The 16849-nt window shown below is 67.0% G+C and carries 19 protein-coding genes; 14 read left to right on the plus strand and 5 right to left on the minus strand.

All coding sequences use genetic code 11. The annotated features are described in order from the left end of the window. Positions 1-37: 37 nt before the first annotated feature. The 8 genes from ripA to F6Q13_RS03975 all read left to right on the plus strand — a co-directional run bounded on the left by ripA (position 38) and on the right by F6Q13_RS03975 (position 8240). On the plus strand, positions 38-1495 hold the full coding sequence (ripA, locus tag F6Q13_RS03940) for an NlpC/P60 family peptidoglycan endopeptidase RipA (RefSeq protein WP_293052540.1): 1458 nt from the start codon (positions 38-40) through the stop codon (positions 1493-1495). Between the two features lie 14 nt (positions 1496-1509). Next, positions 1510-2217, plus strand: a complete 708-nt coding sequence (gene ripB, locus F6Q13_RS03945; RefSeq protein ID WP_293052543.1) for an NlpC/P60 family peptidoglycan endopeptidase RipB — start codon at positions 1510-1512, stop codon at positions 2215-2217. A gap of 174 nt (positions 2218-2391) precedes the next feature. Next, positions 2392-3459: a MoxR family ATPase gene (locus tag F6Q13_RS03950; RefSeq protein WP_293052676.1), complete on the plus strand. Its 1068-nt coding sequence runs from the start codon at positions 2392-2394 to the stop codon at positions 3457-3459. A gap of 50 nt (positions 3460-3509) precedes the next feature. After that, positions 3510-4421 carry a DUF58 domain-containing protein gene (locus F6Q13_RS03955; protein WP_293052679.1) on the plus strand — a complete coding sequence of 304 codons (912 nt, stop codon included), beginning with the start codon at positions 3510-3512 and terminating at the stop codon, positions 4419-4421. Between the two features lie 40 nt (positions 4422-4461). Then, a complete protein-coding gene (locus F6Q13_RS03960; protein ID WP_293052546.1) occupies positions 4462-5469 on the plus strand; it encodes a VWA domain-containing protein in 1008 nt (335 codons plus the stop codon). A gap of 191 nt (positions 5470-5660) precedes the next feature. Continuing rightward, entirely contained in the window at positions 5661-6350 is a 690-nt protein-coding gene (fabG1, locus tag F6Q13_RS03965; protein WP_293052682.1) for a 3-oxoacyl-ACP reductase FabG1, read from the plus strand. A gap of 28 nt (positions 6351-6378) precedes the next feature. Continuing rightward, positions 6379-7188 carry an NADH-dependent enoyl-ACP reductase InhA gene (gene inhA / locus F6Q13_RS03970; protein WP_293052550.1) on the plus strand — a complete coding sequence of 270 codons (810 nt, stop codon included), beginning with the start codon at positions 6379-6381 and terminating at the stop codon, positions 7186-7188. A 14-nt stretch (positions 7189-7202) separates the two neighbouring features. Then, positions 7203-8240 carry a ferrochelatase gene (locus F6Q13_RS03975; protein ID WP_293052552.1) on the plus strand — a complete coding sequence of 346 codons (1038 nt, stop codon included), beginning with the start codon at positions 7203-7205 and terminating at the stop codon, positions 8238-8240. On the opposite strand, the gene F6Q13_RS03980 is transcribed toward F6Q13_RS03975, so the two are convergent. Next, positions 8206-9042: a hypothetical protein gene (locus tag F6Q13_RS03980; protein ID WP_293052555.1), complete on the minus strand. Its 837-nt coding sequence runs from the start codon at positions 9040-9042 to the stop codon at positions 8206-8208. The two genes, F6Q13_RS03975 and F6Q13_RS03980, sit on opposite strands and share 35 nt — an antisense overlap. Before the next feature lie 57 nt (positions 9043-9099). Here F6Q13_RS03980 and F6Q13_RS03985 point away from each other — a divergent pair, with 57 nt between their 5' ends. Next, positions 9100-9534 carry an NfeD family protein gene (locus tag F6Q13_RS03985; protein WP_293052557.1) on the plus strand — a complete coding sequence of 145 codons (435 nt, stop codon included), beginning with the start codon at positions 9100-9102 and terminating at the stop codon, positions 9532-9534. A gap of 14 nt (positions 9535-9548) precedes the next feature. Further along, positions 9549-10700 (plus strand): SPFH domain-containing protein, encoded by a 1152-nt coding sequence (locus F6Q13_RS03990; protein ID WP_293052560.1) that lies wholly within the window; start codon positions 9549-9551, stop codon positions 10698-10700. A 129-nt stretch (positions 10701-10829) separates the two neighbouring features. On the opposite strand, the gene F6Q13_RS03995 is transcribed toward F6Q13_RS03990, so the two are convergent. Genes F6Q13_RS03995 through F6Q13_RS04005 form a run of 3 tightly spaced genes read right to left on the minus strand, consistent with a single transcriptional unit; the run spans position 10830 to position 12921 of the window. Further along, positions 10830-11255 carry a type II toxin-antitoxin system VapC family toxin gene (locus F6Q13_RS03995; protein ID WP_367141021.1) on the minus strand — a complete coding sequence of 142 codons (426 nt, stop codon included), beginning with the start codon at positions 11253-11255 and terminating at the stop codon, positions 10830-10832. Continuing rightward, on the minus strand, positions 11252-11485 hold the full coding sequence (locus F6Q13_RS04000) for a hypothetical protein (protein ID WP_293052565.1): 234 nt from the start codon (positions 11483-11485) through the stop codon (positions 11252-11254). Before F6Q13_RS04000 ends, F6Q13_RS03995 begins: the two co-directional genes overlap by 4 nt. 35 nt (positions 11486-11520) lie before the next feature. Continuing rightward, a complete protein-coding gene (locus F6Q13_RS04005; protein ID WP_293052568.1) occupies positions 11521-12921 on the minus strand; it encodes a DUF222 domain-containing protein in 1401 nt (466 codons plus the stop codon). A gap of 334 nt (positions 12922-13255) precedes the next feature. On the opposite strand from F6Q13_RS04005, the gene F6Q13_RS04010 reads away from it, so the two are divergent. From F6Q13_RS04010 to F6Q13_RS04025, 4 genes are all read left to right on the plus strand, one after another. After that, positions 13256-13588, plus strand: a complete 333-nt coding sequence (locus F6Q13_RS04010) for a hypothetical protein (RefSeq protein WP_293052571.1) — start codon at positions 13256-13258, stop codon at positions 13586-13588. 260 nt (positions 13589-13848) lie between these two features. Continuing rightward, positions 13849-14025: a hypothetical protein gene (locus F6Q13_RS04015; protein ID WP_293052574.1), complete on the plus strand. Its 177-nt coding sequence runs from the start codon at positions 13849-13851 to the stop codon at positions 14023-14025. 243 nt (positions 14026-14268) lie between these two features. Next, positions 14269-14556, plus strand: coding sequence for a hypothetical protein (locus F6Q13_RS04020; RefSeq protein ID WP_293052577.1), 288 nt, complete (start codon positions 14269-14271; stop codon positions 14554-14556). Continuing rightward, complete coding sequence (locus F6Q13_RS04025) at positions 14553-16157, plus strand: FAD-binding oxidoreductase (protein WP_293052579.1); 1605 nt, start codon at positions 14553-14555, stop codon at positions 16155-16157. Before F6Q13_RS04020 ends, F6Q13_RS04025 begins: the two co-directional genes overlap by 4 nt. A 23-nt stretch (positions 16158-16180) precedes the next feature. Here F6Q13_RS04025 and F6Q13_RS04030 read toward each other — a convergent pair whose 3' ends face one another. Further along, the gene (locus tag F6Q13_RS04030; protein ID WP_293052582.1) at positions 16181-16813 is read right to left on the minus strand and encodes a DUF5134 domain-containing protein; all 633 of its coding nucleotides are present in this window, start codon (positions 16811-16813) and stop codon (positions 16181-16183) included. Positions 16814-16849 lie beyond the last annotated feature (36 nt).

Below are 16849 nucleotides of genomic sequence, written 5' to 3' on the forward strand. Positions count from 1 at the left end.
GGGGCCGATGCCGTCCGCGTTGAGCCAGAGGAGACCAATGAGACGCACCCGCCGCGGCTCACTTTCCCGGTTGGCGGCTGGTCTTGCGCTCGCCGCCAGGCCGGCCCGCCCGCTGGGGCCGGCTGCGATGGCGGTGGTCCTGCTGCTGGGCACGCCGGGACTGGCCGGTGCCGATCCCGCTGGCGGCACCGAGGAAATGGCCGGGTTGATCGCCGACGTGGCCCGGGCCGATCAACGGCTGCACGACCTCGGCGCCGAGATCGAGACCGAACAGGAAAGCGTCAACAAGGCCCTCGTCGACGTCGAGACCGCCCGCGACAACGTCGTGGCCGCCCAACACGAGGTCGAGGCCAGCCAACAGGCGGTCAGGCAAGCCAACGCCGCGATCGCCGCCGCCCAGCAGCGGTTCAACACCTTTGCGGCGGCCACTTACGTCAACGGTCCGTCGGAGGGCTACCTGATCGCGCGCGGTCCCGACGACATCATCGCGACCGCGACCGCGGGCCGGGCACTGGCCGTGAGTGCCCAGCGGGTACTGGACAACCTGCTGCGGGCCCGAACCGAGCAGGTGAACAGAGAGTCTGCGGCACGGCTGGCCAAGCAGCGCGCCGACAAGGCCGCCGCCGATGCGCAGTCCAGCCAGGACGCGGCGGTGGCCGCCCTCACCAACGCTGAGCACAAGTTCGCCGAACAACAGCAGGAAGTCAGCCGGTTGGCCGCCCAGCGCGACGCGGCCCGGGCCAGACTCGACGCCGCCCGCGCGTGGTCGACGCGGACGGGCGGGCACTCCGCCGGCCCGCGGGCGGCGTCGCCGCCGGGTGACCGGTGGGATCCCGCCGCGGCGGGGACGACCTCGCCCAAGCCGGACCCCAAGGGGTGGGACGGCGAGTGGGATCCCACCTTGCCGATGGTGCCCAGCGCCAACGTGCCCGGGGACCCGATCGCGATCATCAACACCGTCCTGGGGATCTCAGCGACCTCATCGCAGGTCACTGCCGCCATGGGGCACAAGTTCCTCCAGTCGGTAGGGCTCATCAAGCCCGATACCCCGGACCCCGGCATCACCAATGGCCGCATCCCGCGGGTGTATGGCCGCCAGGCCTCCGAATACGTGATCCGCCGCGGGCTGTCGCAGGTAGGGGTGCCCTACTCCTGGGGCGGGGGTAACGCCGCCGGCCCGAGCAAAGGCATCGGCTCCGGTTCGGGAACGGTCGGTTTCGACTGCTCAGGCCTGATTCTGTACTCGTTCGCCGGGGTGGGCATCAAGCTGCCGCACTACTCGGGTTCGCAATACAACCTCGGCCGCAAGATCCCGTCGGCGCAGATGCGCCGCGGGGACGTGATCTTCTACGGCCCGGGCGGCAGCCAGCACGTCACGCTCTACCTCGGCAACGGTCAGATGCTCGAAGCCCCCGACGTCGGCCAGCGGGTGAAAGTGTCGCCGGTTCGTACCAGCGGCATGACCCCCTACGTAGTCCGCTACATCGAATACTGACCGGGAAAGGATCCATGCGCCACCAGCGTTATCGCTTCTTCCGAGTCGCCTGGCCGTTACTGGTGGTGACCGGATGGCTGATCGGGCCGGCCCCGGCGGCCACCGCCGACGGCGGCGAGTGGGACCCGACACTGCCCGCCGTGGTCAGCGCGGGGGCTCCGGGCGACCCGGTCGCCATCGCCAACGCATCGCTGCAGGCCACCGCTCAGGCCACCCAAACCACGCTGGAGCTGGGCAAGAAATTCCTCGGCGGGTTGGGCCTCAACATCGGCGGCAACGACACCACCACGACGCCGAACCGGATCCCGCGGGTGTATGGCCGCCAGGCGGTCGAGTACGTGATCCGCCGCGGCATGTCGCAGATCGGGGTCCCCTATTCCTGGGGCGGCGGGACGCCCAACGGCCCAAGCCGCGGCGTGGGTTCGGGTGCGGACACCGTCGGCTACGACTGCTCGGGCTTCACCCGGTACGCCTTTGCGGGGGTCGGCGTGCTGATCCCGAAGTATTCCGGCGACCAGTACAACACCGGGCGGCACGTGCTGCCCGCGCAGGCCAAGCGCGGTGACCTGATCTTTTACGGCCCCGGGGGCAGCCAGCATGTGGCGATCTATCTCGGAAACGGCCAAATGCTCGAGGCGTCGGGCAGTGCGGGCAAGGTGACCGTCAGCCCGGTCCGAACTGCCGGGATGTCGCCATATCTGGCCCGGATCATCGAGTACTGACCTCCCGGGGCGCCCATTCGACGGAAGCGGAGCGGCCTGGAATAGTTGAACAAGGGCACGCCGCTGCCCCGCGACGTTCGTCGTGCGAGCAGTCGTGTCTGAGGACTGGAGGTTGTGTCGATGACATCAGCAGGTGGCGTCAGCGGGTACCCGGGTACCGGCGAACCGCGCCCGATGCCGGCGCACGCGGCGCCGTCGGGCAGTGGTAACGGGCTGGCTGCCGAGGTGCACACCTTGGAGCGGGCGATCTTCGAGGTCAAACGGATCATCGTCGGTCAGGACCAACTCGTTGAGCGCATGCTTGTCGGTCTGCTGTCCAAGGGCCACGTGCTGCTCGAAGGTGTGCCCGGAGTCGCCAAGACCCTGGCAGTGGAGACCTTCGCGCGGGTGGTCGGCGGGACGTTCGCCCGGATCCAGTTCACTCCCGACCTGGTGCCCACCGACATCATCGGCACCCGCATCTATCGGCAGGGCAAGGAAGAGTTCGACACCGAGCTCGGCCCGGTGGTGGTCAACTTCCTGCTGGCCGACGAGATCAACCGCGCCCCGGCCAAAGTGCAGTCGGCGCTGCTGGAGGTCATGCAGGAACGGCACGTGTCGATCGGCGGCAAGACGTTCCCGTTGCCCAGTCCGTTCCTGGTGATGGCGACGCAGAACCCGATCGAACACGAGGGCGTATACCCGCTGCCCGAGGCACAGCGGGACCGCTTCCTGTTCAAGATCAACGTCGGCTACCCCTCCCCGGAGGAGGAGCGGGAGATCATCTACCGGATGGGGGTCAAACCACCGGAGCCCAAGCAGATCCTGAGCACCGGCGATCTGCTGCGCCTGCAGGAGATCGCCGCCAACAACTTCGTCCATCACGCACTGGTCGACTACGTGGTCCGCGTCGTCACCGCCACGCGCACTCCCGAGCAGCTGGGCATGAACGACGTCAGGAGTTGGATCTCGTTCGGGGCATCACCGCGTGCCTCGCTGGGCATCATCGCCGCGGCCCGCTCGCTGGCGCTGGTACGCGGCCGTGACTACGTGATCCCGCAGGACGTCGTCGAGGTCATTCCCGACGTGCTGCGACACCGGTTGGTGTTGACCTACGACGCGCTCGCCGACGAAATCTCGCCGGAGATCGTCATCAACCGGGTCCTGCAGACCGTCGCACTGCCGCAAGTCAACGCTGTGCCCACCCAAGGGCATTCAGTGCCCCCGGTGATGCAGGCCGCGACGGCGGCCAGCGGTCGGTGACCCAGACCAACGGCGCCGGGGCCAAGCCCGCGGCTCTTCATCCGCCGTCGATGCAGCGTGGGCAGATCGAAGACCCGAAGCTGTCGGCGGCGCTGCGCACCCTGGAGTTGACCGTCAAGCGCAAGCTCGACGGCGTGCTGCACGGTGATTACCAGGGTTTGATCCCCGGGCCGGGTTCCGAGCCGGGGGAGTCGCGGCTCTATCAGCCCGGTGACGACGTGCGGCGGATGGACTGGGCGGTCACCGCGCGCACCACGCACCCGCATGTCCGGCAGATGATCGCCGACCGGGAACTGGAGACATGGATGGTGATCGACATGTCGGCCAGCCTGGATTTCGGCACCGCGGTCTGCGAGAAACGCGACCTGGCGGTGGCCGCCGCCGCGGCCATCACCTTCCTCAACAGCGGGGGCGGCAACCGGCTTGGCGCGCTGATCGCCACCGGGGCCCAGATGACCCGGGTGCCCGCCCGCTCCGGACGCCTGCATGAGCAAAAGCTGTTGCGCACCATCGCCACCACGCCGAAGGCGCCGGTCGGCGTGCGCGGCGACCTGGCGGTGGCCATCGACGCGTTGCGCCGCCCGCAACGCCGCCGCGGGATGGCCGTGATCATCAGCGACTTCCTCGGCCCGATCAACTGGGTGCGTCCGCTGCGCGCGATCGCGGCTCGCCACGAAGTGCTGGGCATCGAGGTGCTCGATCCTCGCGATGTCGAGTTGCCCGACGTCGGCGACGTCATTCTGCAAGATCCCGAGTCGGGGGTGACCCGCGAGTTCACCATCGATTCGCGGCTGCGTGACGACTTCGCCAAGGCCGCGGCCGCACATCGCGCCGAGGTGGCGCGCACCATCCGCGGATGCGGCGCGCCGCTGCTGTCCCTGCGCACCGATCGCGACTGGATCGCCGACATCGTCCGTTTCGTCGAGTCGCGCCGACGGGGCGCATTGGCGGGCAGCCAGTGAGCGGCGTTGCGGCGGCTTTCCACCCCACCACAGGTCCGTTATGACGGTGCCGGTGCTCGGGCCGATGACCCTGACCGGGTTCGCGCATCCGTGGTTTTTTCTGTTCCTGTTGGTGGTTCTCGGACTGGCCGCGCTCTACATCATCGCGCAGGTGGCCCGGCAGCGCCGGATGCTGCGATTCGCCAACATGGAACTGTTGGACAGCGTCGCGCCCAAGCGGCCCACCCGCTGGCGGCACCTGCCGGCGATCCTGCTGGTCGCGTCCATGGTGCTGTTGACCCTCGCGATGGCCGGCCCGACTCGCGATGTGCGGATTCCGCGCAACCGCGCGGTGGTGATGCTGGTGATCGACGTGTCGCAGTCGATGCGGGCCACCGACGTCCAACCCAACCGGATGGTCGCCGCCGAAGAGGCCGCCAAGGATTTCGCCAACGAGCTGACCCCGGGGATCAACCTGGGACTGATCACCTACGCCGGCACCGCAACGGTTCTGGTGCAACCGACCACCAACCGGGCGGCGACCATCGCCGCCCTCTCCAGGCTGCAGTTCGCCGACCGCACCGCCACCGGTGAGGCGATCTTCACGGCGCTGCAGGCTATCGCCACCGTCGGCGCGGTGATCGGCGGTGGCGACACTCCGCCGCCGGCTCGCATCGTGCTATTTTCCGACGGCAAGGAGACCGTGCCGACCAACCCCGACAATCCCAAGGGAGCGTTCACCGCGGCGCGGACCGCCAAGGACCAGGGTGTGCCGATCTCGACGATTTCGTTCGGCACGCCCTACGGTTTCGTGGACATCAACGGTCAGCGCCAGCCGGTGCCCGTCGACAACACCACGATGAAAAAGGTCGCCGAGCTGTCCGGCGGCAACAACTACACCGCGTCCAATCTGGCGCAGCTCAAGGAGGTGTATGCCAATCTGCAGCAGCAAATCGGCTACGAAACCATTCGCGGTGACGCCAGCGTCGGCTGGCTGCGGCTGGGTTCGCTGGTGCTGGCGCTGGCCGCACTGGCCGCATTGCTGATCAACCGCCGACTGCCGACCTGAAGTCGGCGCTTTCGTCGAGCGTTACGCGCAGGTGACGCCGGCCACGACACCGTGGCCCGCGCCGGCGCGGCCCGGGTGCTGTCGGCGTTGTGCTGCTGATTCGCTAAGTTGACTGGGTGACTGACGCAGCCACCGCGCACACCGCCCAACCGCCCACCGCCGCCCGGCCGCCGTTCGTTTCCCGATCGGTACTGGTAACGGGAGGGAACCGGGGGATCGGGCTGGCGGTGGCACGCCGGCTGGCTGCCGACGGGCACCAGGTGGCGGTGACCCACCGGTCGTCGGGTCCGCCCGAGGACTTGTTCGGTGTCGAGTGCGACGTCACCGACTATGCGTCCGTCGACGCCGCTTTCACCGCCGTCGAGGACCATCAGGGACCGGTCGAGGTGCTGGTGGCCAACGCCGGCATCACCTCCGACATGTTGATCATGCGGATGAGCGAGGAGCAGTTCTACAAGGTCATCGACGCCAACCTCACCGGTGTGTTCCGGGTCGCCAAGCGCGCGTCACGCAACATGGTCAAAAAACGTTTCGGGCGCTACATTTTCATGGGTTCGGTGGTCGGCCTGACCGGCCTGCCGGGACAGGCGAACTACTCGGCGTCGAAGGCCGGGCTGGTCGGCATGGCGCGCTCGCTGACCCGGGAACTGGGGTCGAGGTCGATCACCGCCAACGTGGTGGCCCCCGGTTTCATCGACACCGAGATGACCCGCGCGATGGAACCCCGATACCAGGAGATGGCGCAGCAGGCGATTCCGCTGGGCCGCATCGGCCGGCCCGAAGAAGTCGCCGGTGTGGTCAGCTTCCTGGCTTCCGAGGACGCCAGCTACATCTCGGGCGCGGTGATTCCGGTCGACGGCGGCGCCGGCATGGGTCACTGAGACGGCGCAACCCCACGTGAGGACGGTTATGGCAGGACTTCTCGAAGGCAAAAGGATTCTGGTCACCGGGATCATCACCGACGCGTCGATCGCGTTCCACATCGCCCGGGTGGCCCAGGAACAGGGCGCCCGACTGGTGTGCACCGGTTTCGACCGGCTACGCCTGATCGAGCGCATCCTCGACCGGCTTCCGCAGAAGCCTCCGTTGCTGGAACTCGACGTGCAAAACGAGAAACACCTGGCGACTCTGTCCGATCGGGTGATCGAGGTGATCGGTGAAGGCAATCAGCTTGACGGCGTGGTGCATTCGATCGGTTTCATGCCGCCCAGCGGAATGGGCATCAACCCGTTCTTCGATGCGCCTTATGAGGATGTCGCCAAAGGCATTCATATCTCTGCGTATTCGTACGCCTCGCTGGCCAAAGCACTGTTGCCGATCATGAGCCCGGGCAGCGCCATTGTCGGCATGGACTTCGACCCGAGCCGGGCGATGCCGGCCTACAACTGGATGACGGTGGCCAAGAGTGCGCTGGAGTCGGTGAACCGGTTTGTCGCGCGTGAGGCCGGGAAATACAAAGTGCGATCGAATTTGGTTGCAGCCGGGCCGATCCGCACCTTGGCGATGAGTGCTATCGTCGGCGGTGCGCTCGGCGAGGAGGCCAGCGGCCAGATGCAGCTGCTCGAGCAGGGCTGGGACCAGCGGGCGCCGATCGGCTGGAACATGAAGGATGCCACTCCGGTCGCCAAGACGGTGTGCGCGGTGCTGTCCGAATGGCTGCCCGCCACCACGGGGGACATCATCTACGCCGACGGCGGTGCGCACACTCAGTTGCTCTAGGGGGTGCGGTACCCGTGATCTTCGACGCCGTCCTGCTGCTGTCCTTCGGCGGACCCGAGGGCCCCGAGCAGGTGCGGCCGTTCCTGGAAAACGTCACCCGCGGTCGTGACGTACCGCCGGAGCGTCTCGACGAGGTCGCCGGACACTACCTGCACTTCGGTGGGGTGTCGCCGATCAACGGCATCAACCGCGCGTTGACGCAGTCGTTGCGGGCCGAACTCGACTTGCCGGTGTACTTCGGCAACCGCAACTGGTCACCCTACGTCGAAGATACCGTCACCACCATGCGGGACCAGGGGATTCGTCGGGCCGCGGTATTCGTCACCTCGGCGTGGAGCGGCTATTCGGGCTGTGCTCAATACGTCGAGGACATCGCCCGGGCACGCCGGGCGGCCGGGGAGTGCGCACCGGAGCTGGTCAAGCTGCGGCCGTACTTCGACCATCCGCTGTTCGTCGAGATGTTCGCCGCCGCCGTCGCCGCCGCTGCCGAGACAGTGCCCGACGACGCGAGACTGGTTTTCACGGCGCATTCGATTCCGGTGGCCGCCGACCAGGCCCTCGGCCCGAACCTCTACAGCCGCCAAGTCGCTTATGCCGCAAAGCTTGTCGCAACGGCCGCTGGCTACGCCGACTACGACCTGGCATGGCAGTCACGGTCAGGCCCGCCGCATGTGCGGTGGCTGGAACCCGACGTCGGCGACCACCTCGCCACCTTGGCTGTTGCCGGCGTCAAGGGCGTCGTCGTCTGCCCGATCGGCTTCGTAGCCGACCACATCGAGGTGGTGTGGGATCTCGACCACGAACTGGCATCGCAGGCTGCTGCGGCCGGCGTCGCGTATGCGCGGGCCGCGACGCCCAACGCCGACCGGCGATTTGCCCTGCTGGCCAAAGACCTGATCGAGGAACTGCGCGAGGGCCGCGAGCCCACCCGGGTGACCGGCCCCGATGCGGTGCCGGGCTGCGGGGCGAGCCTGAACGGTGCGCCGTGCCGGCCACCGCACTGCGTAGCGGAGGTGGTCAGCCCAGCCACGCCGACCGCAGGATCGCGCTGACCGCAGCGATGCGCGCCGAGCGCACCACCTGCGCCAGCGGGCGCAAGGTGTCGACGGCGATGTGCGTTGAGCCGGTGCCGACCGTGATGATCGCGTCGACGCGGGCGGCTGTTTCCAATACCCGCACCGCACGCGACGGCGCATGTTCGGGAACGCGGTGGCGCCGAGTCATTTCCAGAAGCTGTTCGACACGCCCGCGCGGATCGTCGACGTCGACGCCGGTGGTCCCCGGCCCGATAGCGGTGAGCGCATCAGCCGCTGACCGCACGGCTAAGCGGAGCTGGTATTCGGTTTCGGCCAGTTCGTGCTGGTCGAGGGCGGGCAACGCGGGCAACGAGTACACGGTCCACGACAGTGCGCACACGGCGGGCATGCCCGCGGCGTCCTCGGTGTCGCCGTGTCTGAACTCCGGAACCAAACCGACAGCCGTCGCCGCGTCGTCGGGGCCCGATACGATCACCGCCTCGCCGGCGGCCAGCGCGTCCCGCTCGAACTGGGTTCCGGCTATAAGGCCACGGACATCTCCCGGCACCGGCAACACCAGGTTGACAGCGGCTGCGGCCAGCGCGGGCTGGATTCCCCGGCCGGCCGCGCTGCGCAGCGTCTGCAACAACCACACCGCGCCGACGTCGTGCACATCCGGCCACGGCAGCCCCGCGTGACCTGCTGCGACGGCATCATAAGCGGTGACCGATTGCGTTGGCGCCCAAAGTGATAACGCATCAAGAACGTCGTCGGGCGCAGCTTTGCCGGCAAGCCAGGCGCCGGCCCACACCGACAGCGTCGCGCTGGGACACCACATGGTCCGCAGTCTAGTTGTCCTTCGTGATCGGGGCCGGGTGCGCGATATCCTGTCGGCATGTCCGCCGGTCTGATCTGGCTGATCGCCGCAGTGGTGCTGGCCGGTGCGGAGGCGTTGACCGGCACCCTGTTCTTGTTGATGCTGGGCGGCGGGGCGTTGGCCGCAGCGGTGAGCAGCTGGCTGGTGGGCGGACCGGCCTGGGTCGGCGGCGGGGTTTTTCTCGCGATGTCGGTGCTGCTGCTGACGGTGGTCCGGCCCGGGCTGCGACGGCGGTTGCCCCCCGCCGCGGGAATGCTGACCGGCGTCGACGCTCTGGAAGGCCAGAGCGCACTCGTTCTCGACCGGGTCGCCAGCGACCAGGGGCAGGTCAAGCTCGGCGGGCAGGTATGGACCGCGCGGCCGCTCAACGACACCGACGTCTATCAACCCGGCGAGCGGGTGACCGTCATGCACATCGACGGAGCTACCGCGGTGGTCTGGAGAAGCACCTGACAAAAGGAGTTGCTGTGGTTGCCGGTGTGGTGTTGTCAGCCGTCCTGGTGCTGTTCGCGATTGTCGTGGTGGCCAAGTCGGTGGCGCTGATTCCGCAGGCGGAGGCGGCGGTGATCGAGCGGCTGGGCCGCTACAGCCGCACGGTCAGCGGGCAGTTGACCCTGCTGGTGCCGTTCATCGACCGGATCCGGGCCCGGGTGGACCTGCGCGAGCGGGTGGTGTCCTTCCCGCCGCAGCCGGTGATCACCGAGGACAATCTGACGCTGGCCATCGACACCGTGGTCTACTTCCAGGTGACCCGACCCCAGGCTGCCGTCTACGAGATCAACAACTACCTCGTGGGTGTCGAGCAGCTGACCACCACCACGTTGCGCAACGTGGTCGGCGGCATGACCCTCGAGCAGACGTTGACCTCGCGGGACCAGATCAACAACCAACTGCGCGGTGTACTCGACGAGGCGACCGGCCGCTGGGGGCTGCGGGTGGCACGGGTTGAACTGCGCAGTATCGACCCACCGCCGTCGATCCAGGCGTCGATGGAAAAACAGATGAAGGCCGACCGCGAGAAGCGGGCGATGATCTTGACCGCCGAAGGGCAGCGGGCGTCTGCGATCACGCAGGCCGAGGGCGAAAAACAGGCCCAGATTCTGGCGGCGGAAGGCGCCAAGCAGGCCGCGATCCTGGCTGCCGAGGCCGACCGGCAGTCGCGGATGTTGCGCGCTCAGGGCGAGCGGGCCGCGGCGTATCTGCAGGCGCAAGGTCAGGCCAAGGCGATCGAGAAGACGTTTGCCGCGATCAAGGCCGCCCGGCCCACCCCCGAACTGTTGGCCTATCAGTATCTGTTGACGCTGCCGCAGATCGCGCAGGGGCCGGCCAGCAAGGTCTGGGTGGTGCCCAGCGAGTTCGGTTCGGCGTTGCAGGGCTTTGCCAAACTGCTGGGCGCGCCTGGCGACGACGGGGTGTTTCGCTATCAGCCGTCGCCGGCGGACGACGACCTGCCCAGGCCCGAGGACGACAGCGACGAGATCGCCGACTGGTTTTCCACCGAGACCGATCCGGCCATCGTTGCGGCAGTCACAACGGCAATCGCCAAGGCCGCGGCCGAGGCCGCCAGGCCGGTTGAAGGTGTGATCGCGACGCCGCCGGAGTCACATCAACAGGGGTGACGACGGGGTCTTTGCTGCTCGCAAAAACCTCTGCGGCGCTGGCTGCGGTCCGGGCCGGCGACGCGATGGCGTGCAGGAGGACGAGGTCCGCAAAGTGGGTCGCGTCGGGAGATCAGTGCCGCGAGTGTGTCAGCGGCCATGCTTTCTCAACTCGTCGCCGGGGCCGATAACGGTGCAGGCAATCCCCGGCGCCCCTTGGATTCGTCGATCGAGGGTTACCAACGGTACGGACAAGATCTCTGCCAGAGCCACGTATGCCGCATCGTAGCTCGATAAATCGGCGCGTAGCTCCCAGACACGGGTCGCCAGCATGTCGTACGGCCACAGCTCGACCGGCAGGTCGAGGAGGTCCGCATGGGCTTGTGCCGCTTGGTCGGAGCCGATCGCGTTGTCGAGTGCTGATCGTCTGATGATGTTGGCGCACTCGAAGGGCATCAGTGCCGGCGCGAAAAGCTCTGCGCCGACCAATCGCTGAGCGGCCCATTGACCGTTGACCCCGGAATCCAACAGGACCGCGATCACCGCAGATGCGTCGCAGACCACCCGGTCTCTCACCGGCGGTCGGCGTCTTTCGCAGCGAGGATCGCTCGGACGTCCAGCCGGGCGCCGGTGGTGTTCACTCGTGCGCGGGCACGAGCGATGACGTCTTGAGCGGTCGGCTTCTCCGCTGTTGCGACGAGGACACCGCGTAGATATTCCTGCAGCGACTGTCCGGCTCGTGCGGCTCTTGCGGCAAGCTCGTCACGAACGTCGTCCGGGATGTCCCGGATCGTTATCGCTACCATGATTGCATTTTAGCAGCATTGCAGGCACATCACAGCTACGGGTCCTCCTCGTCGCCGAGCAGTTCTTCGGGGTGGTGAATGTGATTGACACGGGGCGACCCGGTGCCGTCGGACCAGGCCAGACGACCGTCCTTGGTGACGGTGGTGGTGTATTCGCCCCGGGTTGCCGCGGCATGGTCGGGCGCGCAGCCGAAGAACAGCTTGTCGGCGTCGGTCGTGCCACCGCGGGCCCAATCGACTGCGTGATGCACTTCAGAGCGATAGCCGGATTCCAGGCAGTCGGGCCGGGTGCAGCCCCGATCGCGGGCATAGCAGACGATGCGTTGGTCGATGGTGGCGATGCGTTTGCTGCGGCCAAGATATAGCGGCCGAGCAGAATGGTCTTCGAACACCGCCAGGTAGTGAATCGAGTCGGCGGCCATCCGGATCAGATCGCGCATGGGCAAACGGCTGCCGCCGCCGGTGTGCGCGGGTGCAGGCATCCCGACACCGGGATCGCACATGGCACGGGCGGCTTGATCGAGCTCGCCTAAAGTCGTCGTGACGATCACGGTGACGGGTACGCCGCGGTGAGTGCCGAGCTGTCCCGAGCTGATCCCATGACGAAGCGCAAGTTTGAGCGCATCATGGCAGCGCTGTGCCGACGATCTGGTGTCGCGCTCGTCGACCGCGCGGCCCGCGGGCGTCTCGGGTAGGCGGTGCCCCGGACGCACGGCCGCGGTCACGGCTTCAAGATATGCACGGGCTTCGGGATCCAGAAATCCGCTGATTGGGCTCATGCCGTCGGCGCGTTGCCGACCCAGCACCAGGCTGCGCCGCCTGGCGCGGTCTTCGTCGGAGAAATTGCCGTCGGGATTGAGGCAGTCGGCGATCTTGTAGCCGATGGCGGTCACGAATTTCGCGTCCTGCTTGCCGGCGTAGCCGACCAGTCTGCGCTCGGCATCGTCGCGGTCGGTGGCGCTGACAGCGGCGGGAAGCTGATCGAGGGCCTTGATCACCGCGGCGATGTGCTCCTCGTCGACGTCACCGGCCTCGACGGCCGCCCCGAGTTCGGGCAGTTCCGGCGGTAACGCCGGCCCGGTGAGGGTGCGGCGCGGCCGAATCCGGGCCGCGATACGAAACCGACGCCGGATTTCACCGCGAGTGATCCGCAGCCGGGCCCACAGCAGATCACGCACTTTGACCTCGGCAGGCAGTGCGGGGTCGTCGGGTCCGTCGACCGGATCGGCGATCTCGCCGAACATCCGGTACGACAGACCGCGGTTGGTGCGCAGCTGGGCTTCCAGCCGATCGGCCACCTCGATGCGAAAAGCGTTGCCCACCAGATCAGTGCAGGTCGCGCGAAGCCTGGCATGCGCGCTGTCGATAAGGTCCAAATCGGCGCGGATACGGGCGCGCGCGACGTCAGCCGGCAGGAGCTGATCGCGAACGGACATAACGACCATGGTATCGAACATATGTTCGATATGCAAGCCTTCGACAAGCATCACGAAAAGTGCCCGCGAAACACCCTCGGTGCATCACGTAAGAATGCCCGCGAAACGGTGACCCTCGACAGGCATGGGAAGTGGGCTGTCAATGTCGTCTGGTGCCGAGATCACCGCGAGGTTCGCCAGGGCGTACCTGAAGGCCTCCAAGAAGGGCAGGGGCCAGATTCTGGATCCGGTCAGGTCACCGGCTGGTCGCGAGACAATGCGCGGCGCCGCTTGAGGTCCGCGGCCCGCACGCCACGGTGAACTCGTCGACGGCCAGGACCGCTACAGCCCCGGTGTGCGTGCTGAGCTGGTGGCGATGAGCGGCGCCACGATCGACCGCTACCTGCGTACCGCCAAGGCAGGTGAGCAGATCAAGGGCGAATCGACCACCAAGCCCTCTCGGCTGCTGCGGTCGTCGATCACGATCCGCAAGGCCACCGACGAGGTCGAGGCCGCGCCGGGATTCTTCGAAGGTGACACCGTCGCGCACTGCGGGCCAACGCTGAAAAGGCGAGTTCGCCCGCACGGTCAACTTCACCGACATGCGTATCGGCTGGGTGTTCACCCGCAGTGTGCCCAACAACGCCCATACCCGCATCCTGGGCGCACTGAAGGCAGGGATACATGAAATACCTTACGAGGTAATAGGTTTGGACTTCGACAACGGCAGCGAGTTTTTGAACAAGGCCGTCATCGCCGACGCACCGTGCTCAACCGACTATGGCGCCGGGTCAACGACCGGCGCAACTACCTGACTCCCACCATCAAACCCATCGGCTACGGCAAGGGTCGCGACGGGCAGCGCCGCCGGCTCTACGACACGCCCACGACCCCGCCGGACCGCCTGGTTGAAGCCGGGGTCCCCTCGCCGGCCCAGGAAACAGAGCTGTGCGCCTACCTCGACAGCCTCAACCGACCGCGATCGCCCGCCGGATCGCCGACCTGCAGACCAGCCTGCTCACACTCGCCAAGGACAAGACCCAACAGCTCTACCTCGCCACCACCCCTACCGCCCTACCCGACGCCAGAGCCGGCATCCGGGTCAAAAACAAGACCGCCAGCTGACCCCCGATCTCGCGGGCATCGTGACGTGATGCATTACGGCCTTGGATCCTGGTACCGGGAAGCCGCTCGTACACTCGGTGCGGGAACTGGGCCGGTGTGCCCGCACCGGTGAGGAGGGCAGTCAGTGCCGATCTCTACGGCGGCCACCGAGTTGCCGGGCATCGACTGTCCGATTGTGTCGGCCCCGATGGACGCAGTCGCAGGCGGCCGGTTGGCCGCAGCCGGGTGGCCGGGATTTGATCGGTGGCGGTCCTTCGCGACGACCGTTGGCCGGGGCGAAACCCGATGACCTTGTTGTGCAATGCCGGCACTGACGGCTGGAATGGCGCCGAACGCGATCTGCCTGCCGGCACGGAGATCGTCAAGCAGTACCACCGAGCAGTCGAAGAAAACGACTACAGCATTGCGAATGTCATCGTGGGTCGGGCCGTCGGCCCGATCCACGATGCGACGTCGGCCGCTGATATTGTTGTCGCCACCGTAGACGAGTTGGTTGTTCTGCTTGGCAGCGAAAGGCCACGGCGTCGATGACCCGCTCATGGTGGGGTTGGGGAAACGTTGAGGACGCTGTCACTCCCGACGAGCGCAAGGCGCTGATCAAACGGGTCCAGACGTTGCTGCCAAACGCCGATCTCGCTCTGCACCAACCACCGTCGCTGCAAACTCTCGACGTACGGCCGCCGCGGGTCAGTCCACCGGCGGCGCTGGCTTACTTGGCCTCGATCGACCTGGCAGACCGGGTGCGCCACAGTCATGGACAGGCCTATCGCGACGTGGTGCGGTGCCTGATGGGCAGGGTGGACCACGTCGTGGACGCCGTGCTGCGGCCGACCGCAGAACACGAAGTCGTCGACGTGCTGGACTGGTGCTCCGGCGAGCGGATCGCGGTGATCCCGTTCGGCGGCGGCAGTTCGGTTGTGGGCGGCGTCGAACCTCGTTTCGACGGCGAGTATGCCGGTGTCGTCGCGCTGGACCTCACCGCCATGAACCGCGTGCTCGACATCGACCGGGTCAGCCGCGCCGCCCGGATTCAGGCCGGCGTGCTCGGCCCCGCACTCGAGGATCAATTGCGTGGTGACGGTTACACATTGCGGCACTTCCCGCAATCGTTCGAGTTCTCCACCCTCGGGGGATGGCTGGCCACCCGTTCGGGCGGCCATTTCGCCACCCTCTACACCCACATCGACGATCTCACCGAATCGTTGCGCGTGGTGACGCCCCGCGGTATCAGCGAGTCCCGGCGCTTACCGGGGTCGGGGGCCGGTCCGTCGCCGGACCGCATGTTCTTGGGCTCGGAGGGAACGCTCGGGGTGATCACCGAGGCGTGGATGCGGCTTCAGGAGCGGCCGCGGTGGCGGGCCGGCGCATCGGTGATTTTCGACGACTACGCCGAGGCCGTGGACGCGACGCGGATGGTGGCGCAGGCGGGCCTATTTCCCAGTAACTGCCGACTGCTCGACCCGATGGAAGCGATGCTCAACGCCGAAACGACGACGGCGGGCGGGGTATTGGTGCTGGCCTTCGAGTCCGCCGACCACCCGGTCGACGGATGGTTGGCGCGGGCGGTCGAGATCGTTTCCGATTACGGCGGCACACTGCCCGAGGGCGTGCAATCAAGCGATTCCACCGACGTCAACCCGGTCAGCGGTGCAGCCGATGCGTGGCGTTCGTCGTTCCTGCGCATGCCCTACCGCCGCGATGCGCTGGCGCAGCATTCGATGATCACCGAGACGTTCGAAACATCTTGCACCTGGGATACTTTCGAAACCTTGCATGCCGCGGTCACCGAGGCTGCCGTCGAGGCGATGGCTGCCGTCGGGGTTGCCGGCGTGCTGACCTGCCGATTTACCCACGTCTATCCGGATGGTCCGGCACCCTATTTCGGGGTATATGCGGCCGGTCACTGGGGCAAGACGCTGGGGCAGTGGGATGACATCAAAGCGGCGGTGTCACAGGCCGTGACGGACCACGGCGCCACCATCACCCACCATCACGCGATCGGCCGCGATCACCGGCCCTGGTATGACCGTCAGCGGCCGGAACCATTCGCCGGCGTTCTGCGAGCAGCCAAACGCGTTCTCGACCCCGCCGGGATACTCAATCCGGGCGTCCTCATCGACCCGGCGGCCTGACCTGGCCATCGACTGAAACCGGCTCAGATCGGAAACAGCGTGCTGAGGAACAGAATTGCCATGCCGGCAGCCATCGCCGGCTGACTCAGGTAGCCCAGCGACTTGTACCAGGCGGCTCCGCGCGGCCGCTGCGTGAAGGACCGGTAGATCCAGAAAACGGCTGCGATCGCGAAGAAGACGGTCCCGAACCAGTCTACGGCGCTGAACCATCCGGGGGATCCGCTACTTGACGGCATGTCCATGCCAGCCATAGCCATGCCCGGCATCGGTACACTCGGCTGTGCGAGGTCCCGGGGGCCCGATCCGCCGGTGAGCAGATCACCGTCCATCAGGGCATACATCCAGGCCGTTGCCAGCATCATCAGGGCGTTGTATCCATCCTGTAAGCGCGATGCGGCCGTGCGGGCCACCCCGACGGCCATCGTCGCGAACACGGCCGTCGCCAACAGGAAAAACAGCATCGGTCCCGTCGCCGGCAACTGCGCGCCCTGCGGCCAGACCATGACCACCATTGCCACCGACATGACGAAATGCAGCCCGTGGCTGACGACCAGTGTCCAGGGCCCACGGTTGCTGAGGATCGCGTGACCACACTCGGCGGCGGACAGCATGAACAGTCCGGTGACCACCCAGCGCAGCAACAGCTCCGAGATCATTTGCAGTACTGTGCCTTTCAGCTTGAGTCAGGGTCA

The organism is Mycobacterium sp. (assembly GCF_008709575.1).
Classification (GTDB): domain Bacteria; phylum Actinomycetota; class Actinomycetes; order Mycobacteriales; family Mycobacteriaceae; genus Mycobacterium.

What these genes read in the sequence shown, in the direction of transcription:
- ripA (WP_293052540.1), top strand. Translation starts at nt 38, where the DNA reads ATGAGACGCACCCGCCGCGGCTCACTTTCCCGGTTGGCGGCTGGTCTT.
- ripB (WP_293052543.1), top strand. Translation starts at nt 1,510, where the DNA reads ATGCGCCACCAGCGTTATCGCTTCTTCCGAGTCGCCTGGCCGTTACTG.
- F6Q13_RS03950 (WP_293052676.1), top strand. Translation starts at nt 2,392, where the DNA reads ATGCCGGCGCACGCGGCGCCGTCGGGCAGTGGTAACGGGCTGGCTGCC.
- F6Q13_RS03955 (WP_293052679.1), top strand. Translation starts at nt 3,510, where the DNA reads ATGCAGCGTGGGCAGATCGAAGACCCGAAGCTGTCGGCGGCGCTGCGC.
- F6Q13_RS03960 (WP_293052546.1), top strand. Translation starts at nt 4,462, where the DNA reads ATGACGGTGCCGGTGCTCGGGCCGATGACCCTGACCGGGTTCGCGCAT.
- inhA (WP_293052550.1), top strand. Translation starts at nt 6,379, where the DNA reads ATGGCAGGACTTCTCGAAGGCAAAAGGATTCTGGTCACCGGGATCATC.
- F6Q13_RS03980 (WP_293052555.1), bottom strand. Translation starts at nt 9,042, where the DNA reads ATGTGGTGTCCCAGCGCGACGCTGTCGGTGTGGGCCGGCGCCTGGCTT.
- F6Q13_RS03985 (WP_293052557.1), top strand. Translation starts at nt 9,100, where the DNA reads ATGTCCGCCGGTCTGATCTGGCTGATCGCCGCAGTGGTGCTGGCCGGT.
- F6Q13_RS04000 (WP_293052565.1), bottom strand. Translation starts at nt 11,485, where the DNA reads ATGGTAGCGATAACGATCCGGGACATCCCGGACGACGTTCGTGACGAG.
- F6Q13_RS04005 (WP_293052568.1), bottom strand. Translation starts at nt 12,921, where the DNA reads ATGTCCGTTCGCGATCAGCTCCTGCCGGCTGACGTCGCGCGCGCCCGT.
- F6Q13_RS04025 (WP_293052579.1), top strand. Translation starts at nt 14,553, where the DNA reads ATGACCCGCTCATGGTGGGGTTGGGGAAACGTTGAGGACGCTGTCACT.
- F6Q13_RS04030 (WP_293052582.1), bottom strand. Translation starts at nt 16,813, where the DNA reads ATGATCTCGGAGCTGTTGCTGCGCTGGGTGGTCACCGGACTGTTCATG.